At 63.2% G+C, this 21,605-nt stretch carries 15 protein-coding genes and 1 pseudogene; 10 read left to right on the forward strand and 6 right to left on the reverse strand.

Features of this window, described 5'->3' with window-relative positions; translation table 11 throughout:
* Positions 1-117: 117 nt before the first annotated feature.
* The 3 genes from VP06_RS35600 to dnaE form a co-directional block, all read right to left on the reverse strand.
* A complete protein-coding gene (locus VP06_RS35600) occupies positions 118-804 on the reverse strand; it encodes a CatB-related O-acetyltransferase (RefSeq protein ID WP_082167712.1) in 687 nt (228 codons plus the stop codon).
* 574 nt (positions 805-1,378) lie between these two features.
* Positions 1,379-4,690, reverse strand: coding sequence for a rhamnosyltransferase WsaF family glycosyltransferase (locus tag VP06_RS35610; RefSeq protein ID WP_156295854.1), 3,312 nt, complete (start codon positions 4,688-4,690; stop codon positions 1,379-1,381).
* A gap of 506 nt (positions 4,691-5,196) precedes the next feature.
* A complete protein-coding gene (gene dnaE, locus VP06_RS30435; RefSeq protein ID WP_048467561.1) occupies positions 5,197-8,733 on the reverse strand; it encodes a DNA polymerase III subunit alpha in 3,537 nt (1,178 codons plus the stop codon).
* Positions 8,734-9,229: 496 nt separating this feature from the next.
* Between dnaE and VP06_RS30440 the strand changes: the two genes are divergently transcribed.
* From VP06_RS30440 to VP06_RS37485, 6 genes are all read left to right on the forward strand, one after another.
* The gene (locus tag VP06_RS30440) at positions 9,230-10,597 is read left to right on the forward strand and encodes a glutamate--cysteine ligase (RefSeq protein WP_048467562.1); all 1,368 of its coding nucleotides are present in this window, start codon (positions 9,230-9,232) and stop codon (positions 10,595-10,597) included.
* Positions 10,598-11,059: 462 nt separating this feature from the next.
* A complete protein-coding gene (locus VP06_RS30445) occupies positions 11,060-11,482 on the forward strand; it encodes a hypothetical protein (protein ID WP_048467563.1) in 423 nt (140 codons plus the stop codon).
* A gap of 155 nt (positions 11,483-11,637) precedes the next feature.
* Positions 11,638-11,910 (forward strand): sulfurtransferase TusA family protein, encoded by a 273-nt coding sequence (locus VP06_RS30450; RefSeq protein ID WP_048467564.1) that lies wholly within the window; start codon positions 11,638-11,640, stop codon positions 11,908-11,910.
* Positions 11,907-12,509: an NUDIX domain-containing protein gene (locus tag VP06_RS30455; protein ID WP_048467565.1), complete on the forward strand. Its 603-nt coding sequence runs from the start codon at positions 11,907-11,909 to the stop codon at positions 12,507-12,509. Before VP06_RS30450 ends, VP06_RS30455 begins: the two co-directional genes overlap by 4 nt.
* A gap of 162 nt (positions 12,510-12,671) precedes the next feature.
* Complete coding sequence (locus tag VP06_RS30460; protein ID WP_063928474.1) at positions 12,672-13,004, forward strand: hypothetical protein; 333 nt, start codon at positions 12,672-12,674, stop codon at positions 13,002-13,004.
* A 240-nt stretch (positions 13,005-13,244) separates the two neighbouring features.
* Positions 13,245-13,400: a hypothetical protein gene (locus VP06_RS37485; protein ID WP_197093324.1), complete on the forward strand. Its 156-nt coding sequence runs from the start codon at positions 13,245-13,247 to the stop codon at positions 13,398-13,400.
* A 933-nt stretch (positions 13,401-14,333) separates the two neighbouring features.
* Here the strand turns inward: VP06_RS37485 and VP06_RS30465 are convergent.
* Positions 14,334-15,122: an enoyl-CoA hydratase gene (locus tag VP06_RS30465; RefSeq protein WP_048467566.1), complete on the reverse strand. Its 789-nt coding sequence runs from the start codon at positions 15,120-15,122 to the stop codon at positions 14,334-14,336.
* A gap of 140 nt (positions 15,123-15,262) precedes the next feature.
* Between VP06_RS30465 and VP06_RS30470 the strand changes: the two genes are divergently transcribed.
* The 3 genes from VP06_RS30470 to VP06_RS30480 all read left to right on the forward strand — a co-directional run bounded on the left by VP06_RS30470 (position 15,263) and on the right by VP06_RS30480 (position 18,369).
* Entirely contained in the window at positions 15,263-15,640 is a 378-nt protein-coding gene (locus VP06_RS30470; RefSeq protein ID WP_053082097.1) for a DUF3140 domain-containing protein, read from the forward strand.
* A 270-nt stretch (positions 15,641-15,910) separates the two neighbouring features.
* The gene (locus tag VP06_RS30475; RefSeq protein WP_048467567.1) at positions 15,911-17,149 is read left to right on the forward strand and encodes a COG3904 family protein; all 1,239 of its coding nucleotides are present in this window, start codon (positions 15,911-15,913) and stop codon (positions 17,147-17,149) included.
* Positions 17,150-17,241: 92 nt separating this feature from the next.
* Positions 17,242-18,369 (forward strand): FAD-binding domain-containing protein, encoded by a 1,128-nt coding sequence (locus tag VP06_RS30480; protein ID WP_245291378.1) that lies wholly within the window; start codon positions 17,242-17,244, stop codon positions 18,367-18,369.
* A 181-nt stretch (positions 18,370-18,550) separates the two neighbouring features.
* Here VP06_RS30480 and VP06_RS30485 read toward each other — a convergent pair.
* Positions 18,551-19,015, reverse strand: a pseudogene (locus VP06_RS30485) (transposase); the annotation flags it as partial.
* Positions 19,016-19,041: 26 nt separating this feature from the next.
* Here VP06_RS30485 and VP06_RS39105 point away from each other — a divergent pair.
* On the forward strand, positions 19,042-19,509 hold the full coding sequence (locus tag VP06_RS39105) for a ProQ/FINO family protein (protein ID WP_425350969.1): 468 nt from the start codon (positions 19,042-19,044) through the stop codon (positions 19,507-19,509).
* Between the two features lie 378 nt (positions 19,510-19,887).
* On the opposite strand, the gene VP06_RS30490 is transcribed toward VP06_RS39105, so the two are convergent.
* On the reverse strand, positions 19,888-21,096 hold the full coding sequence (locus VP06_RS30490; RefSeq protein WP_197093325.1) for a pilus assembly protein TadG-related protein: 1,209 nt from the start codon (positions 21,094-21,096) through the stop codon (positions 19,888-19,890).
* Positions 21,097-21,605: the final 509 nt, after the last annotated feature.

The following is a 21,605-nucleotide window of genomic DNA, read 5'->3' on the forward strand; positions in this document are numbered from 1 at the left end:
GTCGAGTTGGGGGGTTTGGCGGGATGGTTGGGGTTTACGAAAATCGATGGATGTTGTCGCCAGACAAACTCTTGAGCGGCAGGAACTTCATCTTATTCATTTAAAAAAAACCGCACATCAATCAAAGTAATGAAAATTATCGACATGAATTGTCGCGTCCTCTCCAGACAGAGGCGGGATTTTATTGTCTTCAATCATACGCGAAACTCGCTCGATCGCCAATTCTATATTAGAGAAATCAATTTTCTCTTCACATTCGATAAAATTATAGTTCCACCACTGTAGGTTTTGCAATAGATGGATTTTATCTTCATCAAATCGCTTCTTTATGACTCTGGCTGGTATGCCGGCTACGACATTGAACGGCTCAACGTTTTTCGTCACAATCGATCCAGCCCCTATGACTGCACCATGGCCAATCTCTAGACCGGCCATAATAGTCGATCGTCCTCCCAGCCAAACATCCGATCCAATCGTGACGACTCGCCCGATATGATCGTTGTAGGGTCTCTCAGATTTTGAAAGCAGAATTGGATGCGTTGAAAACGAATCATGAGGATGCCGATTCGGTGATATGTACACGCCGTCTCCAATGGAACAATACCTCCCGATGACACAATGCCTAACATCACTACCAGGATTGATGAACGTATGCGCGCCGATTTTCAAATGGCCTTCCAATCGAGAGCCAAAAATATTTACATATTCTTCGGTCTGAATTTTTGACTGATACACGTTCGAATTCACGATTTTTGAATTTACCCTTTCCAATATTTCTCGGAAATCGTCCTGCTTTGAATTCATAACAAATTCCTTTATCACACTGTTACCGCATTGTTTTCGACGCAATTCGACGGCTTCACTCCCGACACCAGAGGCGCTTCACACACTCCGATGTCATGTAGCAGAACAACGGCCTCAATCAATGGCAGCCCAGACTAGCAGGCTGTTGGATCTAGATGCGAGACGTAACAAAATTTCTTGAATTCATACAAAATCGCAATTAATGCATCTCCGCGTGTTCATCTGCATTCATTTATTGCGCCAAAAGGCGACTTTTTGGTCTAAATCCGACAGCCTGCTAGGCGGCAGATAGGATCGATCCACATATCGAAACCGGCCCATCGCGTCCGATAAAGCGCTTGCAGGCACCTAGCATCCAACGACACCACCGTGCTGACCAGCGTAAAAGGCAATGGGGCGAAAGCTCGATGCTGGCTGCGCCCTCGATCGGATCTGCAGATTCATGACGTGCCTCCTGCGATGGAGCGAGCACCGCATAAAGACAATGCGTGCGGCTTCGAACCGTAGGGGCCGCGCACCCACGAGTGAGCGCGACCCATTTTAGCACGCAATAATAACTGCGACCCGACGCATTCTAGAACGGGCTTTTATAAGAAATTCCTTGAACGGACCCCGCCGACAATCCAGACAATCGATGTGCATTTAGTTTTTTCTGCATATTTATTTCCTCGGCAGGAACATTGTTTCGAACTCCCCAAGTTTCATCTGCAATGTTTGCTCTAATGATTTCTTCTTTTGAATCAGCGGGTGCGACATCATAACCAAAAACCTTTCTAAAAAACTCGGCGTCAGTTCGCGCACGCTCGAATGTTTGCATCTCGTTGTAATCATGAGAGTGAAAAACCTGGGCCTTATCGACATAAATTTTCTGATATCCAGCCTTGATGATCTTATCTGCCCACGCCTGATCTTCCCCGTAGTCTATTTCTGGATATTTAATGCGCTCCCAGACAGATCTTCTGAGACAGGCATTGTTGTCGCTGAAATAATGCAGATACTGCCGATGTGCTAAATTTTCCGATCGGTAGAGTTCGGCATTGTAGAATCTCGAGATAGACATTGGACCATTTTTCATGACATCGAAATGATTTTCGATGTCTCTTCTGGTGAAGACCGAGGCATCCGGCCAGGGAAGATGCCGTCCGAATGCACCGGCCGCATTGGGGAACCGATCCATGACAACAGCAAAATTATACAAGAGATAATCATCAACAGGCAAAGCGTCCTGGGTTAGAACCACGACATATTTTCCTTTCGTCATTGAAGCGGCAAAATTTCTAGTTCTCCCATGCTGGAATTCACTCTTTTTGATCGAGATCGCCCGAATCCTGTCACCAAGACTCGTCAAATACTCCCATGTACCATCGTTTGAAGAACTGTCGACGATTATTATCTCAAATTTCCATGGTGCTTTCTGTCCAATTAATTTATCAATGACACTTTTGATCAGATCGCCACCATTGTAAGATGGCATGATGACTGATACATATATTTCGTCCTCATGGTTCAGTTTATTTTTGAACTTATGAGGCTCGTTGATACCAAGACGTTCAAAGATCGCGCTTTCGACGGCGCGGGCAGATTGCTGCCATGAAAACTGCGAAGCCCATTGGTAACCGCTTTCTGCAATCGAACGTCGCATATCTTTGTCTTCAATAAGTTCGTATATTTTTGAGGCGATATTTATAGGATCCGGCTGAGCAAGTGCGACAACTCCCTCTGGAAAAATGGTACGCGTGCTGTCTAGGTCAATTTCGATGACCGGGAGTTTGCACATCATCATTTCCTGCGGCACTAGCGAGTAGTTGGTCGCAGAAAAACAAACGCCGACATCGCACTCGTTGTACAATTTTGCCAGATCTTCAGGCGGCAAAATTCCATTATTATTTGCCGAGTAACTAGTGGAACTGAAGATATTTTCTGTACCGAAGAACTCGATGTGAAAATTGTCCGTCCTCTTCGCAAGCTCGTCGAGCGCCATCAACCCGATCTCGACAGCTCGCCGCGTCGTATGCTGTCGTGCATAAAACGCGATTTTTATTTTTTCACTCTTTGACCGAACATCTTGCTGAACATAATTCTCGTCGGCGCTGAGCATGAACGAACGAGCCCAGCGCCCGTACTTGTTGCTCATGATACTCTCAAGCCACGGACTCGCACAAATACATGCAAGTTCCAGCTTATAAGTATTGTCTGCTAGAATGGCTTTTGACCCCATTGCGTAGAACATTGGTTCGTAATCTTGGACGAAATAGAATTTTCCGGCTGGTCCGCGGGCCGCATTGACCACATATGCCGTATCCCAACTCGTAGCAACCAACACATCCGACGCTGAGAAAATCGTCGCTTCTGTCAAGAAAACCAACTCGGCTCTGCAAACTTGATAATACTGGAGAAGCAATCGCTCTCTTTCCTCCAGACTACGGTCTGAACCCGCATCTTTTACAAAGATCTTACATTTATACCCGAAAAACTCAAGCCATCTTACCATTCTGAAAATGGTCATGTGGCCTCCCCCTCCTGCAAGGAAGTCCGGTATGATCCAATTAATGCAAAAATCATCAGCCGACATACTTTTACTTGGCAGCTTATTATGAGCACTATCGGTACCGGATTGTTCACGGAACCGAACAACAGCAGTAAGATCGATTTCTTTGACCGTCGTTGCGTATTTCGATTTCTTCGTTGGCATCCGACCTTTCGTTTGAAAAGTGGAAAAATTTTGTAATTTTCCCCAGACAATGTAATGTAGCAGTGGATTTATTTTAGCATGAAGAACGCCGGGATAAGTCCTAACGTAATAATCTGTATCGAACCACGCATTCGGGCGCCGCCCCTCTCTCCAGCCATGGGTGCAGTAATGTAGGAGGCAGTCATTTTCATTGCTTCTCATATCTGGATATGAATTCTTATAATAATCATCATCAAAATATGGCGCTACATGCGATGCAACTTCAGCGCTATCCAGCCAATTATTGTTATATTTCTGACTCGATAGCTCGATCGGAAGCTTGGGCATTCGACCTTCGTCGAGTCCGACGGAGATGTAATGATAATAGGGGTTCTTTCCACTCAGCCGGACATCTTCGTTTGTCGCAAGATAGAACTCCGTCGAAAAATCCGGATTTGGATCAAACCCTTTTTTCCATCCAGAAGCGCAGAAGTGCGCGGCAGGGTCGATCTGACTCTTTTCGATATTCTTACATTGCTTTAGATAATAATCACTATCAAGATTTTTCGATATAATTATGTATTCATCCGTTATTGCAAAAAAATTGATACCCTTGTCGTCCCTATGTCCTTTCCGTCCTTCCAGACGGCCGGCCTTGATATAATGGACGAATGGATTGATGCCTGAAATTCTTACGTCTTTATTATTACCAATATAGAATTTTGTATTGAAATTTCGCGATGGATCAAGACCTTGCCGCCAGCCGTCTCTCAAGTAGTGATCAATAGGATCTACGTTATCTTGTTTTTTTCCAAGCTGATCAAGATAAAATCCGATATCGAAATGCTGGCCGATAAAATCATAGTCACTCTTTGCGTAGAGTGAGGCATGATTGCTAGGCTTAGGAAGTCGTCCTTCCGACCTGCCGTGCGTAAGGTAATGAAGAAAGGGGTTGAACCCCGCATTCATGACGTCTTCATTTTCGATTAAATAAAACGACGTCGAAAAATCTGGAGAGGGATCCAACCCCATTCGCCAGCCTTCGGTTATGAAGTGCTGTACGGCATCGACATCGCTTGAAAGCGAAGGCAAGTTTTCCCTATAAAATTTTTCGTCAAATTCGGACTGAATGAGCTTGTATCTACTATTTGCCGATTTGCTCGAAGAAAGGGATGATGCATAAGACCTGATGGTTGTTCTGATTCGGCTCAACATATCAACCTCGGTTGATCATTCGGTTTTCAGATTCTGCGCGCGATCGTCGGAAAGGATTTCTCAAATTTTTCCCTTGCTTACACACCGGCGCTGAAAGATCGGTGTGTGCGCAAGACATTAACAGCAGTCTCTATAGAGGCACAAGCCGCGATACAACACGCCGATATGCAAGTCACGGCGCGCAACAAATGCCGACAAATCTATTAAATCAAAAAACACGCTAGCTTGTTCTTCGATAAAACTCACTCGCGTCAAACAAAATCTCCAGATGCGGGAGCTCCAAAAAACGTGTCGTTTATGATTTTATATTTTATGAGATACGGGAATTTAGCAAAAAATTTTCCTATAATGACGATATTTCCTACCTGCGCCAGGATAGAAGGCATCACCACCGGAAGCGCAAAAAAAATTGATTGGTCCCATGACCTAAACTTGCAAAACTCACATTAGCCGAAGACGGATGACACCATCGCAGTCCGAATGACGCAAGGCTCAAGAGGATTCCCTCAACTCACCTCCACCTGCACCACCCCCGGCACCGCCCGCAGCGCCCCGGCAATCTGCGGCGTCGCCTGGTACTTCCCCCCGAGCTTCACCTCCACCTCCCGCTCACCCCCATCGAGAATCAGGATCAGCGACACCTCCCCCTCCCCGCGTACCTGCAACCGCTGCTGCACGCTGGAGATCGGGCGCTCGTCGCGCAGGTAGATCCGCATGCCCTTCTGGTGGCGGGCGGCGGCCTGGTCGAGCGGTTCGCAGGTCTGGATGCGGGCGCGGACGTCCTCGCCCTCGGTGCTGGCCTGGAGCTGGAGCACCAGGGCGGCGCCAGGCTCCAGCATGTCGCGGTAATGCGAGAGCCCCTCGGAAAAAATGATCGCCTCGAAATGGCCGGTCTGGTCGGAGAGCGTGACGATGCCGAGCTTGTTGCCAGTCTTGGTGCGGCGCTCGGCGCGGTCGAGCACGCTCGCCGCGACGCGGCCGACCGTCGAGGTGCCGGCGCGGACCGAGCGGCAGAACTCGGCCCAGGTCTGGACCCGGAGTTTTGCCAAGAGGTCGCCGTACTCGTCGAGCGGGTGGCCGGAGAGGAAGAAGCCGACCGCGTCGTATTCGCGCTTGAGCCGGTCGGCCATCGGCCAGTTCTCGTAAGCCGGGATGCGCAAAGCCACCTCGGCGGCGGCGACGCCGCCGAACATGTCCATCATGCCGACGGTCTCGGCCTCGGCCGCGCCTTGGGCGAGCCGCATCATCGGCTCGACGGCGGCGAAAGCCTTGGCCCGGTCAGGCTCGATCGCGTCGAGGGCGCCGGCGGCGACCAGGTTTTCCAGCGTGCGCTTGTTGACTTGCCTCGGGTTGAGGCGCCGGGCGAAGTCGCCGAGATCGCGGAACGGCTTTTGTCCGCGAGCCTGGACGATCGCCTCGACGGCGGAGCGGCCGACGCCCTTGATGGCGGCCAGCGCGTATCGGATCGCGCCGTCATGCACCTCGAAGGTGACGCCGGAGCGGTTCACGTTCGGCGGCTCGACCTTGATGCCGAGGCGCTGCGCGTCCTGGCGCAATTCGGCGAGCTTGTCGGTGTTGTCGATGTCGAGCGACATCGAGGCGGCCATGAACTCTACGGGAAAATTCGCCTTGAGATACGCGGTCTGGTAGGTGATCAGCGCGTAGGCGGCGGCGTGCGACTTGTTGAAGCCGTAATCGGCGAACTTGGCGAGTAGGTCGAAGATCTCGTTGGCCTTGGCCTTGTCGAGGCCGCGCTCGACCGCGCCCTTCACGAAGCGGTCGCGCTGGGCGTCCATCTCTGCCTTGATCTTCTTGCCCATGGCGCGGCGCAAGAGGTCGGCGTCGCCGAGCGAGTAGCCGGCGAGCACCTTGGCCACCTCCATCACCTGTTCCTGGTAGACGATGATCCCAAAAGTCTCGGCGAGGATCGGCTCCAGCTTTTCGTGCGGGTACCAGTTCTTCTCGTTGCCGGCGTCGCGGCCGAGCTTGCGCTCGCAATAGACCGGGATGTTGGCCATCGGGCCCGGCCGGTAGAGCGCCACCAGGGCGATGATGTCCTCGAACCGGTCGGCGCACATCTCGACCAGCGCCTTCCGCATGCCGGCCGATTCCACCTGGAACACCCCGACCGTCTCGCCCTTCCTCAGGCGCTCGTAGGTGAGGGGATCGTCGATCGGCAGCGAGGGCAGGTCGACCTCGATCCCGCGCAGCTTCAACAGGTCGGTGGCGGCGCGCAAGACCGTCAGGGTCTTGAGGCCGAGGAAGTCGAACTTGACGAGGCCAGCCTGCTCGACCCACTTCATGTTGAACTGGGTCACCCGCATCCCGGTCTTCGGGTCTCGGTAGAGCGGCACCAGCTCTTCCAGCGGCCGGTCGCCGATCACCACGCCGGCGGCATGGGTCGAGGCGTGGCGGTGCAGGCCCTCGAGCTTCTTGGCGATGCTCATCAGGCGGGCGACGACCGGCTCCTCCTCGATCGCGCTCTGGAGCTTCGGCTCGCCCTCGATCGCCTGGGCCAGCGTCACCGGGTTGGCCGGGTTCTGCGGCACCAGCTTCGTCAGCTTGTCGACCTGGCCGTAGGGCATCTCCAAGACCCGGCCGACATCGCGCAACACGCCGCGGGCCAGCAGCGTGCCGAAAGTGATGATCTGGCCGACCTGTTCCTCGCCGTAGCGCTCCTGCACGTAGCGGATCACCCGCTCGCGGCCCTCGACGCAGAAATCGATGTCGAAATCCGGCATCGAGACGCGCTCGGGGTTGAGGAAGCGCTCGAACAGCAGACCGAAGCGGATCGGGTCGAGATCGGTGATGAGGAGCGACCACGCCACCAGCGAGCCGGCGCCCGAGCCGCGGCCCGGCCCGACCGGGATGTCGTGCTCCTTGGCCCACTTGATGAAGTCCGAGACGATCAGGAAGTAGCCCGGGAACTTCATCTTGGTGATGATGCCGATCTCGTAGTCGAGCCGATCGCGATAATCCTTCTCCGTCAGCCCCTCGGCCGGGCCGTGCTGGCGCAGGCGCTCGGTCAGCCCGTCCTCGGCCTGGCGGCGCAGCTCGGCCGCCTCGTCGGAGGCGATGTCTTTCGCCACGGCGATCGTCGCGGCGGCGCGTTGAGCCTGGAGGGGGGCGCCGTCCTTCGTGCCCGGCGCGGCAGTGGTGAGGCTGGGGGCGCCGAAGCTCGGGAGAATGGGTTTCCGGGTCCGCGCCCGGTAGGCGCAGCGCATCGCGATCTCGACGGTCGCCTGGAGCGCGTCGGGCAGGTCGCGAAACAGGTCGGCCATCTCGGCCCGGGTCTTGAAGGCGTGGCGCGGGGTCAGGCGCCGGCGCTTGTCGTCGGAGACGAGCCGCCCTTCGGCGACGGCCAGCAGCGCGTCGTGGGCCTCGTAATCCTCGGGCTTGGCGAAATAGGGCTCGTTCGTCGCGACCAAGGAGAGGCCGTGCCGATCGGCGAGGCGGATCAGCTCGCCCTCGACGGCGCGCTCGTCGGGAAGCCCATGGCGCTGCAATTCGACATAGAGACGGTCCTCGCCGAAGGCGCTTTTAAGCGCGTCGAGACGGGACTGCGCCAGTTCCGGCCGGTTCGCCCGGAGCGCCGCATCGACCGGGCCGCCCATGCCGCCGGTGAGCGCGATCAGGCCGCCCGCGCACTGGCTGAGCGCCTGCGCGGAGACGCGCGGGACATCGCCGGGATTGTTGTCGAAATAGGCCCGGCTCGCCAGGCGCAGCAGGTGGCCATAGCCGGTCTCGTCCTTGGCCAGCAGCACGATGTGCGGGTGGCTGGCATTGAGCTTCGCGTTCGCCTCCGCCGCCTCGAAGGCGACGCTGAGCTGCATCCCGGCGATCGGCTGGATGCCGGAGCCGGCCGCCTTCTCGGAGAATTCGAGGGCGCCGAACAGGTTGTCGGTGTCGGTGAGCGCCAGGGCGGGCTGCCGGTCGGCGCCCGCGGCCTTCACGAGATCGCCGATCTTCAGCGCGCCCTCGAGCAGCGAATACGAGGAGTGAACGTGCAGGTGGACGTAGCCGACGGGCTTCAGGATCTGCAAGGCGACTCACTCCTACCGAGCGCGGCAGGATTCCCGGCAGAGATTGAGGAGTCACGGCCCGCAGCGCAACGCCGCCGCGCAATCCACCGAATTCGGCCCTGCGGAGCCGGGCCGTGGCCCATGGGCCACGGCGCGAGGCGCGTCCGCGTTCAGTGCATCGGCGAGAGCGCCACCGCCCACAGGGCGATGGCACCGGTGAGCAAGCCCATCGAGGCGACCTCCGTGACAGCGAGGAGGATCTTGCGTATGTTCATGGTCTGTCCCCTTGCGACGGCTCCATGTTTGTTCCTGTTTTGTTCTTTGTCAAAGGGGCTTGCGCCGGATCCCGCCGGTGTGGTGAACGGGTGGTTGACGGGCGTGGAACGCATGGCTCGCGGGGGTCTCCCGCGGCTGCGTTGCGGCTCGGTCGTCCGCGGCCTATTTAGGCGCAACCTTGACGGTGGGCCGCCGGCCCGCCGGGAGTCATCGTTTTTCGCTTGCAAGCACGAGGTGGCGCATGGCGCGCGACGTGTCCGACGCGACCCCGCTCAGCGCGCGGTCCGAGCTGATCGAGTGGTTCGCGGCCGGCGAGAAACCGCGGGACGCCTTCGCCATCGGCACCGAGCATGAGAAGGTCCCGTTCTACCGCGCCGACCTCTCGCCGGTGCCCTACGAGGGCGCGCGCGGGATCGAGGCCCTGCTGGAGGGTCTGCGGTCGCTGACCGGCTGGGAGACGATCGAGGATGCGGGCCGGGTGATCGGCCTTTCGGCGGTCGAGGGCGGGGGGGCGATCTCGCTCGAGCCCGGCGGCCAGTTCGAGCTGTCGGGCGCGCCGCTGCCGGACGTGCATGCCACCGCCCACGAGCTGAGCCAGCATCTCGACGCGGTGCGGCAGGCGGCCGATCCCCTCGGCATCGGCTTCCTGACCCTCGGCATGAGCCCGAAATGGACGCGGGAGGAGACGCCCGTGATGCCGAAGAGCCGCTACCGCATCATGAAGGGCTACATGCCCAAGGTCGGCTCGCTCGGCCTCGACATGATGCTGCGCACCGCCACCGTGCAGGTGAACCTCGACTTCGCGTCCGAGGCCGACATGGTGACGAAGATGCGGGTCGGCCTAGGCCTGCAGCCGGTGGCGACCGCGCTCTTCGCCAACTCGCCCTTCACCGACGGCAGGCCGAACGGCTTCCTGTCGCGCCGCTCCGAGATCTGGCGCGACACCGACCGCGACCGCACCGGCATGCTGCCCTTCGCGTTCGACGAGGGCTTCGGCTACGAGGCCTATGCGGACTGGCTCCTCGACATGCCGATGTATTTCGTGAAGCGCGGCGAGACCTACCACGACGTCAGCGGCGCCTCATTCCGCGACCTGATGGAGGGGCGCCTGTCCACCCTGCCGGGCGAGCGCGCCACGGTCTCCGACTGGGCCAACCACGCCTCGACTGCCTTCCCGGAGGTGCGCCTGAAGCGCTTCCTGGAGATGCGCGGCGCCGATGTGGGTGACGCCAACATGATCGCCGCGCAGGCGGCGTTCTGGGCCGGGCTCTACTACGATGCGGGCGCCCTCGACGGAGCCTGGCAGCTGGTGCGCGACCTGACCGCGGAGGAACGCGAGACGATGCGGGCCGAGGCGCCGCGGCTCGGCCTCGACGCGCCGGCCGGCACGCGCACCGTCCGCGACCTCGCCCGTGACGCGCTGGCGCTCGCCGAATCGGGCCTGAAGGCACGGGCGCGCCACGACGCGCAAGGACGCGACGAGACCCTCTACCTCGCGCCGCTCCAGGCCATCGCCGCCTCGCGGACCCGGGCGGAGGACCTGCTCGCCCTCTATGACGGGCCGTGGGACCGCTCGGTCGATCCGGCCTTCGGGGCTTGCGCGTTCTGAGGCTGCGTCGCCCCTGTCGAGGTGAGGCTGAGACTGACACGCTCGGGTCTTTCCGAGGCCGCGAAAGCGGGGCCCGGAATCGAGTCTCACAGGTGATGAAGAAGGGCGCGGACAGCGCCCCGCTCGATTTGGGATCATCTGAGGCTCTGGATTCCGGGCTCCGCTTTCGCGGCCCCGGAATGTCCCGCGAGGGTCAAGTGTGCGATGTCACGTCAGATAACCCCGACGCGACCACCACAATCGACCCGGCAAGGACAGCCGCGGTTCAGAGAATGCTCAAGCTTATCCTGGCTGCATCGCACCGATCGTTTCGGGTGCGCCAGCACACCGCGGGTGGCACAAGCGTAGCGGCTACCGATTGACGGTCGGTCAATTCGCACCGAATCTGGGAACGAAGGTCACCCCTTGGCCGTTCTTGAGGCCATCGGGGCACGTTCCTCAGACCATTCGGAGAGATCGAGTATGTCGCGCATCACCACCCTCGCCCTCGCGGCCGGCGCCGCCGCCGCCCTGACCGCCGGCACCGTCGGGGCGCAGGCCGCCCCGCTTCCGGCCGCCACCTCGGCCGCCATCGCCGGCTCGGGCGCGACCGTCGATCAGGTGCGCTGGCGCGGCGGCGGCTATTACGGCGGCTACCGCGGTTATCGCGGCTACGGTTATCGTGGCTACGGCTATCGCCGCGGCATCGGCGCCGGCGGCGCGCTCGCGGCCGGTGCAGCCCTCGGCATCATCGGCGGCGCCATCGCGGCCGGGTCGGCCTCATCTTATGGCTACCCGGCGTATGGCGGCTATTACGGCGGCTACGCCCCGGTCGGCGGCTACGGCTACCCGGCTTACGGCTACAGCTACCCGGCCTATGGTGGCTATTACGGCTACGGCTACTGATCGGCCGCACGGTCTGATGTGACTGAGAGCCCGGCGCGGGATGCCCCCGCGCCGGGCTTTCTCGTTCGGGCTTTCTCGTTCGGGCTTTCTCGTTCGGGCTTTCTCGTTGGCGCCGGATATGCTCAACGGTTCAGCGACGAGCGGCACGGACGACCATGCGACACCGAGACCTCGACCTGCGCGGGCTCAAATGCCCGCTGCCGGTCCTGCGCACCGCCAAGGCCCTGCGCGGCCTCGCACCCGGCGAGGGCCTCTCGGTGCGCTGCACCGACCCGATGGCCGCGATCGACATTCCCAACCTGCTGCGCGAGCGCGGCGACCATCTCGACCGGATGCTGCGCGACGACAGCCTCCTGACCTTCGAGATCCGGCGCGGTGCCAAGCCCGACGATGCCAAGTCCGACGATGCCCAGGAGAGTGCCGCGTGAGCCGAGACGAGACCCCGCCGCGGATCGTCGGCGCCCGCACCGTCTACGAGGGCTGGGCGCGCTACCTGGTCGCGGAGGTGCGGATGCCGGATGGCACCCGGATCGGCCGCGAGGTCGAGGATCACGGGCCCGCCGTCGCGGTGCTGCCCTACGATCCCGAGCGCCGGGCCGCCCTGCTGGTGCGGCAGTTCCGCACGCCGCCCTGCTTCGTCGACGGCACCGCCTCGGTGCTGGAAGCGCCCGCCGGCCTGCGCGAGGAGGACGACCCGGGCGCGTGCGCCCGGCGCGAGGCGTTCGAGGAGGTGGGCCTGCGCCTGTCGGTGCTCGAACCTGTCGGCCGGGTCTGGTCGCTGCCGGGCCTCTCGACCGAGCGGATCGACCTCTACCTCGCCCCCTATCGCGCCGCCGACCGCGAGGGGGCCGGCGGGGGCCTGGCGGACGAGCACGAGAGCATCGAGGTGGTGGAGATCGCCCTGGGGGAACTCGCCGTCATGGCGGATCGGGGCGAGATCGTCGACATGAAGACGCTCTGCCTGATCCAGACCCTGCGCCTGCGGCACCCGTCGCTCTTTCCCGCCTCATCCGGAGAGCGTCCCTGACCAGAGGCGGTGTCGCCGCCCTCCCCACCGCGATCCTGAACCGGCGGTGTACAAGTGCCTCGTTCACGGGTTCGTGATCGGGGGTAGCGTCCTGTTCACCAGGTGTTAACGTTGGGCGGTTCCGATAGCCCTCCGTCGCAGGGGCCTCGACAGGAGACGCCGATGTTCAGCATTGGACCCTTCCACCGCCCGACCGGCCAGCCCGTCGGTCCTTATAGCTCGCTCCTTCCGCTGGAGCCCGAGCCCTTGGATTGTGCCGCGGCCCCGCGGTGCGAGCCCTCGCCGCCCCCGGCCGAGCCGAGCATCACCGGCCACGCCGTCTCGATGCTGGTTCTGCTCGGCCTCACCCTGGCAGTTCATTCGGCGGTCGGCTGGTGGACCCTGCCCGGCAAGGCTCCCACCCTGGCGCCGTCCGCCCAGAGCGCGCCGACGATTGAAGGCCCGATGATGAAAGGCCCGATGATCCACCTCTCGAGCGTCCGCTCGCCGTCCTGAGCCCGATCACCCCTCGCTTCCCCCTGCGGCCTGCGATCCCCAGACCGTGAGGCCGGCCCGCAAGCGGGCCGGCACGAGGAGATGGCACCCCGTCATCCCTCGGCCGACTGTACTTTGGTCAAGATCGTGTCGAGAAGCCGGCGGTTTCGCGGTCACCCCTCTTGCGCGACCCCACCGATTCGTTAACGTCACGTTCAAGTCCAAGAAAATCAGTCGTGATTCGCGCAAGGGAGCCAGCGCATGTCCCAGGTCATTCGCGTCAAGCCCACCCAGGATGGTACCTACACGGTCTATCGCGGCGCGCTCGTGCTCGTCAGCGGCCTGACCCGTGCACAGGCCGAGAGCTACGAAGCCTCGCTCGCCCAGACCGAGCGCAAGGACCAGCCGATCCACTGAGCGCACCGCGCCGCACGATGCGGCGCGTGCCCGAAGCCGGTCTCCAATCCGGTCCGTGCCGGCGACGCTTCGTGCCGTCGGTTTCTTCCATTGATCCGATCTCGTGAGGAAGCCGGTTGGTCCGGTGCAGACGCGACGGGCGCCACCAGCGCGATTGTCAGCGTTGCAGGCGAGGGATCAGCTCCTCCCAGCGCCCGTTCGACCGCATACCAACAGCCCGTGATGCCGATGCATCCCAGGGCCGTCAATGCTGATGCAACGACGTCGATCGCGGCCAACCCCACAAGTCCGGGACTTTGAGTCGGACGCTTGACCCTGGCGACATGGCGAGAACGGCACCGAAGGTCGTTGTCGACGGCCGTTGGTATCCTTCCTCACGTCGCTCCCTCCATCGCCTGTCCGGGACCGCGGAGCGGAGCCTGGAATGCCGCAGTCAGGCCCAGAAGAACCGCTCACGGTTCGGAAGAAGCCGGATCGCGCCCGGTCTTCTCTCTCACCTCATTGTCGAGATCCCGGGCTCCGCCTGCGCTGATTCGGGATGTGTCTCGTGCAGGATGTGTCTCTTGCAGGATGTGTCTCTTGCAGGGTTCAACGCTCCCGGGCCGGTCGAGACAGGCTTTTGACCGTCCCAGTAAAAAATGCGAGCCACGGCGGAATCCACCTTTGCGATTCGCAAAATGGTTTCGTTCGCCAGGGACCGCGAAGCCGGTGAACAACTCATACCAACGGTCGTTGGAAACCACCTTTGGTTCCGTTCTCCAATTTTGGCCAAGCCTTGGCGCGATGTCGAACAGGAGAGATAAGTCAACGGCCCGATGCTTCAGCATCCTGGGCCGTTGATATCAGCCGCGCTCTCGTCTTGCGGTCAGGCGTCCGACATGCGGGCCGAGACGGCGTCGGGACCTGTCGCGCGACATGCAGGCCGGCCCCCGCTCACCGCCCGCTCCACCGCGGCGGGCGCTTGCCCAGGAAGGCTTCCATCCCCTCGCGGAAATCTGCGCTGGTGTAGCATTGCAGGATCAGGTCGTCCCCCGCCTCGGACGGTGCCTCGTCGCGCACGCGGCGCAACCCCTCCTTGGTGGCGGCGAGGGTCAGGGGCGCATGGCCGGCGACCAGGCGGGCGAGATCGGTCGCCTGCTCCGCCAACGCTGCGGCATCCTCCACCACCTCGCTCACCAGCCCGATCGCCCGCGCCTCCTCGACCTCGACCAGGCGGGCGGTGAAGATCATCTCCTTGACCCGGGCGGCGCCGATGAGCGCCGAGAGCCGGCGCAGGTTGGCGACCGACAGGCAATTGCCGAGGGTCCGGGCGATCGGGAAGCCGAAGCGGGCATCCCGCGTGGCGATGCGCAGGTCGCAGCAGGCGGCAATGGCCGCTCCGCCGCCGGTGCAGGCCCCGGCGATCGCCGCGATGGTCGGCTTGGCGCAGCGCTCGAGCGCGCCGAGCACCCGGTCCATGAAGCGCTCGTAGGCCAGGGCGTCCTCGGCCGTGGAGAAGCTGCGGAACTGCGCAATGTCGGTGCCGGCCGCGAAGGCGCGCCCACCCGCCCCCTCGATCAGCACCGCGCGGATCGCCGGATCGGCGTCGATCGCCAGGCTGAGATCGTGCAGGCGCTCATACATCGCGAAGGTGAGGGCGTTGCGCGCCTGCGGCCGGTTGAGGGTGATGCGGGCGATGCCCTCGGCATCGACCCTATAGAGCAGTTCGTCGGTCTCGGTCATGGCGGGCGCATCCGGATTCTGCGGGTGCCCAACCCTAACGCCCAGGCTCGCTCCCGTCTCCCGACCATCCGGCTTCCTGCGGCGAACGCCCGGCCTCTGGTGACGTTGAGGACCGATTGGATCATCCGAGGAGATGTCGCGTGAGCAAGCAGGCCGAATCCGAGGCCGACGACCACCAGGAGACCTACGCGGCCTTCCGCGCGGCGGTGAACATGGCACCGAGCGAACTGGACAGGTGGCTCGACACCGAGGAGAGCCGCTCGGTCGGCTGGAGCGACGGCGCCAGGAAGGAGGATGCCACGGGCAGCGAATCGGTCGGGCACCATCAGGGGCGCCGGATCGTCGCGATCAAACAGACCAGGAAGGCGGATCTTTCGGACGAGGACTATGCCGACATGCGCAAGGTCGTCGCTTACGTCAAACGCCACCTCGCCCAGGGCGGCCCGAAGGACGATGTGAAGACCTCGCGATGGCGCTACTCCCTCATGAACTGGGGCCACGATCCGCTCAAGGATTGAGGCGGCCAAGCCACAGCGACATGGTGGCGCGGGCCGGAGTACAAGTGTCTCCCGCGCCGCCTCCTTACCGAGATCTGTTTCTGCCGCGAGAGCCATTGGTCAAACAAACCCTGCTCCGGCCCCAGTTCGGCCTGGATCTTGCTGATCCTCGTACAGACCTCGACGTCTTCGCATCGCTGCGGCGATGGGGCTGAGTGGGGTCACGGACAAGAATGCCGGACACGGCAAGGGCACGCAGCAAGGGCACACAGCAAGGCGTGGGGGACCGGAATGGCGGGAGCGGGTGTGCGGCGGGGCCGGGCATGGGCCGGCGCCGGAATCGTGCTGGTGGGCCTCGGGCTCGCCGGAGTGGTGGGCACCCTGACCCCCGCTTTCGGCGCTCTGTCGCGCAACCTCGAAGCCGTTCTCGACACCACTCCCGACGGGCCGCCGGCCCGCATCACCCTCGGCCCCGGCGGTCGCGACGTGCGGCTGTGGGGCGACCTCAACGACGGCACCGCCGCCCGGCTGCGCGTCGTGCTCGACGCCCATCCCGGCGTGACGCGCCTGCACCTGACGAGCGACGGCGGCCTCGTCGACGAGGGGGCGGCGATCGGCGAGCAGGTGGCCACGCGGGGGATCGCCACCTACGTGCCGGATTACTGCGTCTCGGCCTGCACGCTCGCCTTCATCCGCGGGCGCGAGCGGCTGATCGTGGCGGACAGCCGGCTTGGCTTCCACGCCCCCTACGAGCCCGGGATGTTCGGGCAGATGATCCCGGTCGATGCCAGCGACGAGCGCGGCCGCTACCTTGCCGCCGGTCTCGACCCCGCCTTCGTCGAGCAGGCCCTCGCCACCCCCTCCCGCGACATCTGGATCCCCGATCCGGCCCGCCTGCGCGCCGCCGGGGTCATCACCCGGGTGGTCGGACCGGACGACCTGCCGGACTCGACCCTCGACGACGACGATTCCCTGGCCGGGGCCCGGGCGGCGGTGCTGCGGGCGGTCGATCTCCTCGCCGCCTTTACGGCCCATCGGCCGGCTTTGCTCGACGGCATCGCCGCCCGCTACCGCGCCTCCTACCGCCAGGGGCGCAGCGAGAGCGACGGCCTCGCCCTCATCCGGGCGGAGGCGATGGACGCGCTGCGGGCGGCCTTCGCGGGCGCCGACGACGCGACCCTCGCGGCTCTCGGCCGCCTCGTCCTCGACGCGATGACGGCGAGCGGAAGCGAGGAGACGTGCCGCGCCATCGGCGGGGACGGCGACCTCCTGTCCGCCGCGGAGGCGCTGCCCGGGCGCCAGGGCGGCGTCGCCCGGATGCGCGCCCTCCTCGACCGGGCCCTCGCCAGGCGGCAACCGATCGCGCCGACCGGGACGGCGGCGCCTCCCGGCCCCACCCTCGGCTGCACCGATCTGCGCCGCCGCCTCGCCGCGATCCTCACCCGGGGCGATGCCTTGCGGCTGCGCGAAGCCCTGTTCGGCCGCGGCGCGCGGCGCCTCGAAGCCTCGGCCCTGCCGGGGGAGCCGTAGAGTCCTCGTCTCTCCGCGACCGATCGACCGAGGCCACCGGAGACGGCGACGGTCGCTGGTGCCGGGCCGCGCCAGCGTCCTAGATCCGGGTCATGCCCGCCTTCCCCCGCATGACCCGCGCCGCCGGTCTCGACGCCCTGTCCGCCTTCCTCTCCGGTCCCGGCGCGGACTACGCCGCCTCCCGCAACACCGATCGCGGCCGGGCCGCGGCGCCGACGACCTCGGCGTTGTCGCCCTTTCTGCGGCGCCGGCTCCTCACCGAGGAAGAGGTCGCCCGCGCGGCGATCCGTGCCCTCGGCGAGCACGGCGCGGAGACGTTCGTGTCGGAAGTCTTCTGGCGCACCTACTTCAAGGGCCATCTCGAAACCCATCCCGAGACCTGGACGCGCTACCGGCAGGGGCGCGACGCCGCACGCGACCGCCTCGCCGCCGAGCCGGGTCTGCGCCGGACCTACGAGCGGGCGATTGCGGGCCAGACCGGCATCGACGGCTTCGACGACTGGGCCGCGCAGCTCGTCGCGGAGAACTGGCTGCACAATCACGCCCGAATGTGGTTCGCCTCGATCTGGATCTTCACCTTGCGGCTGCCCTGGGAACTCGGGGCGGCGTTCTTCCTGCGCCACCTCCTCGACGGCGACCCGGCGAGCAACACCCTCTCCTGGCGCTGGGTCGCGGGGCTGCACACACGGGGCAAGCCGTATCTCGCGCGGCGCGAGAACATCCGGACGTTCACGCAAGGGCGCCACGATCCCGCCGGCCTCGACGAGGGAGCCACCGCCCTTACGGAGGAGGCGCCGCCCCGGGAGGTGCCGCTGGTGCCGGGGGATGCCGCGCCGGAGGGCAGGATCGCCCTGCTGCTCCACCTCGACGACCTGCATCCCGAGAGCCTGCCCCTCGGCGCGGCCCGGGTGGTGCGAGTGGGCGGCCTGATCGCTTCGGCCGAGGAGGCGGCGGAGCCTTTGCGCGCGGCGGATGCGGCGGCGATGACGGATGCCCTTGCCCGGGCAAGCGCGCATTTCGGCTGCTTGCCCGGGCCCGTGGAGGACGGATGGGCCGGGGATCTGCCGGTGGTGACCCCGTGGGCTCCCGCCGGGCCCTCGGCGGAGGCCCTGCCCACGGGCTGCCACCGGATTCGGCGCGACTGGGACGAGCGGGCCTGGCCGCTGTCGACCCGCGGCTATTCGCGCCTGCGCCGTGGGATTCCGACGATTCTCGGCTGACGGCGCGGCGGCTCCCCCTGCGCCCGTTGCGTCGCATTTGATGCACCGAACTCAGGGGACCTCAGAGGCTCGTGGCTATGGTCATGCCACGGGACGATCCCGCCGCGAGGCTGCGGATCGTGTCCCAGGGCGTGGTGTAGCTGGGGTGTAGTCCACCCGATGACCGGCAGGGCCGGACTGGTCAGACTGCGAGGTTTGGCAGGCTGACGAGAGGATCATCGCCGATCGGGGCGATGCTTTCCAGTGTCATGGACCGGCAACGTTGCACGGCCCACTCGTCGTTCTGTTCGAGCAGGACTGCGCCCACGAGCCGGCGGATTGAAGGCTCGTCGGGGACGATGCCGACGACCTCGGTGCGCCGCTTGATCTCGCCGTTGAGGCGCTCGAGCGGGTTGGTGGAGTACAGCTTGGCGCGGTGAGCCGCCGGGAAGCCCATGTCGGCCAGGACGTCGGTCTCGGCCGCGTCCATCAGGGCTGCCAGCTTCGGCACCTTGGGCCGGAGCTGATCGGCCACGCGTCGCCACTGCTGCCGGGCAGCCTCGGCGTCCTCCTGGGCGAAGGGGGTGGCGATGAAGGCCGAGACCACGCGCCGGCTTGAGCGGCCGGCATGGGCCAGGACATTGCGCATGAAGTGGACTGCACACCTAATGTCGCTTCAGGGGCTTATTCCTGATCCAGGCTGAGGTCCCACTTCGGTGTCGATCCACATTCCAGGTCGGCCTCGGTCCCGAGATCCTCGCTCGCCGCAGGCCCGAGGTAGCGGTCGATATCTGCGAGAGGGCGATCCGGGACTACGTCCGCAGCTTCAGCTACCGGCACGCGGTCGCCCAGCCCGGATCGCTGCGCTACGACCTCGACGGCAACCCGGTCGAGCCGGTGAGCGAGAAGGATCGGCACGACATGCAGCGCAACTGCGAGGTCGACCGAGAGAGGACCCGGCAGCGCAAGACGGCAGCTGCGATTGCAGCGGCTGTCGTCGGTGCTGAGACGGGTTGGCTCTGCCGAAGATGCTGCGTTGTCGGGTTCGTAGGGTGTGTGAGGCCCAGAGGGGCGTCCCCTGCGGGCCGCGCCCTACGCGCGCCTGTGGCGGCTCCCCAAACCCGCTGTGCGGTTTCGGCCCTGCGGGTGATGGTCGACTGACGCGACACATGGCGGCCTGCGGCCAAGTTCGCTGAGTGGTGGGCCAGCCGCCCGAACCGACTTCAAGGCCGCAAGGACCGTGCCCCCGGCCCGGGCGGCTGGCGCTGGGCTGCCGGCGGCTTCGACGCCCTGGAGGGCGTCCGTGCCGCCTCTCAGAACCTTCCTCGCCCTCGCATGAGGGGGGCTTCTGGGACCAGTCTGGACCAAGCCATGCGCCCCTGGAACGTCCGCATGAGTATACCCTAACGGATTTTAGTTTCGTTTTGGTCAGCTTCGGCCGAGGCTGTGTGAAAACTCAGAGGCTGGAGAAGGATCTTCCTCGCGCGTCCTGACCTCCGTAGCCATGCCGGCCGCGGTCGTGACACCCGGCTGCGCTCGCTAATCCGCGAGGCTAACATCACCAGCGAGCGAGCCAAGGCCCTTCGGGACGGGCACGCGCGTCAGGCCGTAATTCACATTCACGACCAGTTTCGGATTGGCCGTTAGCAGGATCTGCCGTGCGACGATGACCGTGAAGTAGGATTGCTGCGCCACCTCGTTTGTCGCATCAACGACCAGACGTCCCCTCGGCAGGTAGATTGTGCCAGTCATGTTAGAGACGTAGTTGGACTTGATCTCGTGCTCGCGCATCTCGCCGGCGCTGCGGTCCTCGTAGAATAGCAGCCCCGCGAGCGGACCGCCGACCGGCGCATCAAGATCGACCCTGGCATTGCTCAGGAAGCGGAAGCGGGCGTCCGCGCCCGTGAGGAAGAAGCCCACGCCGGCACCGACGATGTCGGCATTCGAGTCGAACGTCAGCGGACCGCCTCTGATCACGTACTCGCCAGGCTCGAACAATACCATCGCGCTCCCGCCGATGAACAGGCCGCCGCAATAAGTTCCGGGCGTCAGACGGTGCCTATTCCCGGCGCTTCCGAGGTCGACGACCCGCGCGTTGGTGGCCTTGCACGCTCCCGACGCCGGAGCCTGGCGCTCGGCCAGCGGGTCCGGCAACAACGGGCATCCGCTGACCCGGGTACCACGGAATGCTCCCTGGCCCGAGAAGCCACCGCTTGAGCAGATGTTTGCCGCCGTGAACTGGATACCGCTGTCGCTGGTGATGCCCTCTGCGTGGTCGGCGTTCGAGTGAACGTCGCAGCCGCGCGCGGTGAGCCAGGAGTTGGACTTGAGGTACACAGTCTGCGCGGCCCTGGCGTCGAGGGCGAGGACGCAGAGCTTACGCTGCCGGCTCAGGATCGCGGTGGCATCGACCAGGATCTCGCCGGGTGCGATGCCGAACAATCCCGTGAAGGTAACCTGCCGCCGCATCCGGATCTCGACGCGCACCCGCGCGGCATCCTGCAGGGTCGCCGTAACGGTCGCGGCCCGCTGGGTCCTCGCTGTATCGAGACGGGCGAGGACGATGCTCCGGGCAACCGCGTCGACGCGGCGCTCGTCCGCGGTGCCCACCTGAAGCTCGCGGGCCGCCGAGAGCGCCGCCGCATCGGCAGCGGTCTGCATCTGCATCTGCTGGTGGGCCCACGAGGCATAATCGATCGTAGAGCCTACAGCACCGAGGAGGACGGGAACCAGGATGGCGAAGAGCACGGCAACGGTCCCGCTCGCATCCGCCCGCAACCGCCCCGCTATCCGCTGCAATCCATCAAACACCGAGGCGGCCCTCTCCATCAGTGGTGACGGTGAGCAGCGCGGCGCCCTCTTAGCAAGGGCGACGTCGGTTCCGGCCAAAGCCACGTCGAGGAGTGGTTAAGCGCATCCTGACGATAGGCTCGGACGACGACTGTCCGACCGCCCTCGAGAGACCACGCTCACCATCCATCAGTTTTTGTTGTGCACAAGGGTTGTTTTGTCCACACGGGAGGAAAGGATGTGGCGGTCAAGATGAGCCTGACGACGCAGCGCAAGCCTCTGGTGAAGAGGGAGGTTCGAGAGCGTTCGAGTTTTCGTGGTCGTTGATCGCAGAGTTTTTTCGGCAGGACTTGGATTGACGGTGGCGTCCCACTGGCCTGTCGACACAGCAACGTAGAGAGCCAGGCTTGGCCGGCATGGCGATGATCCACGGTTCGGCATGCCCAGGATCCTGGACGATCCCGAGA

The sequence above is a fragment of the Methylobacterium aquaticum genome (assembly GCF_001043915.1).
GTDB lineage: Bacteria > Pseudomonadota > Alphaproteobacteria > Rhizobiales > Beijerinckiaceae > Methylobacterium > Methylobacterium aquaticum.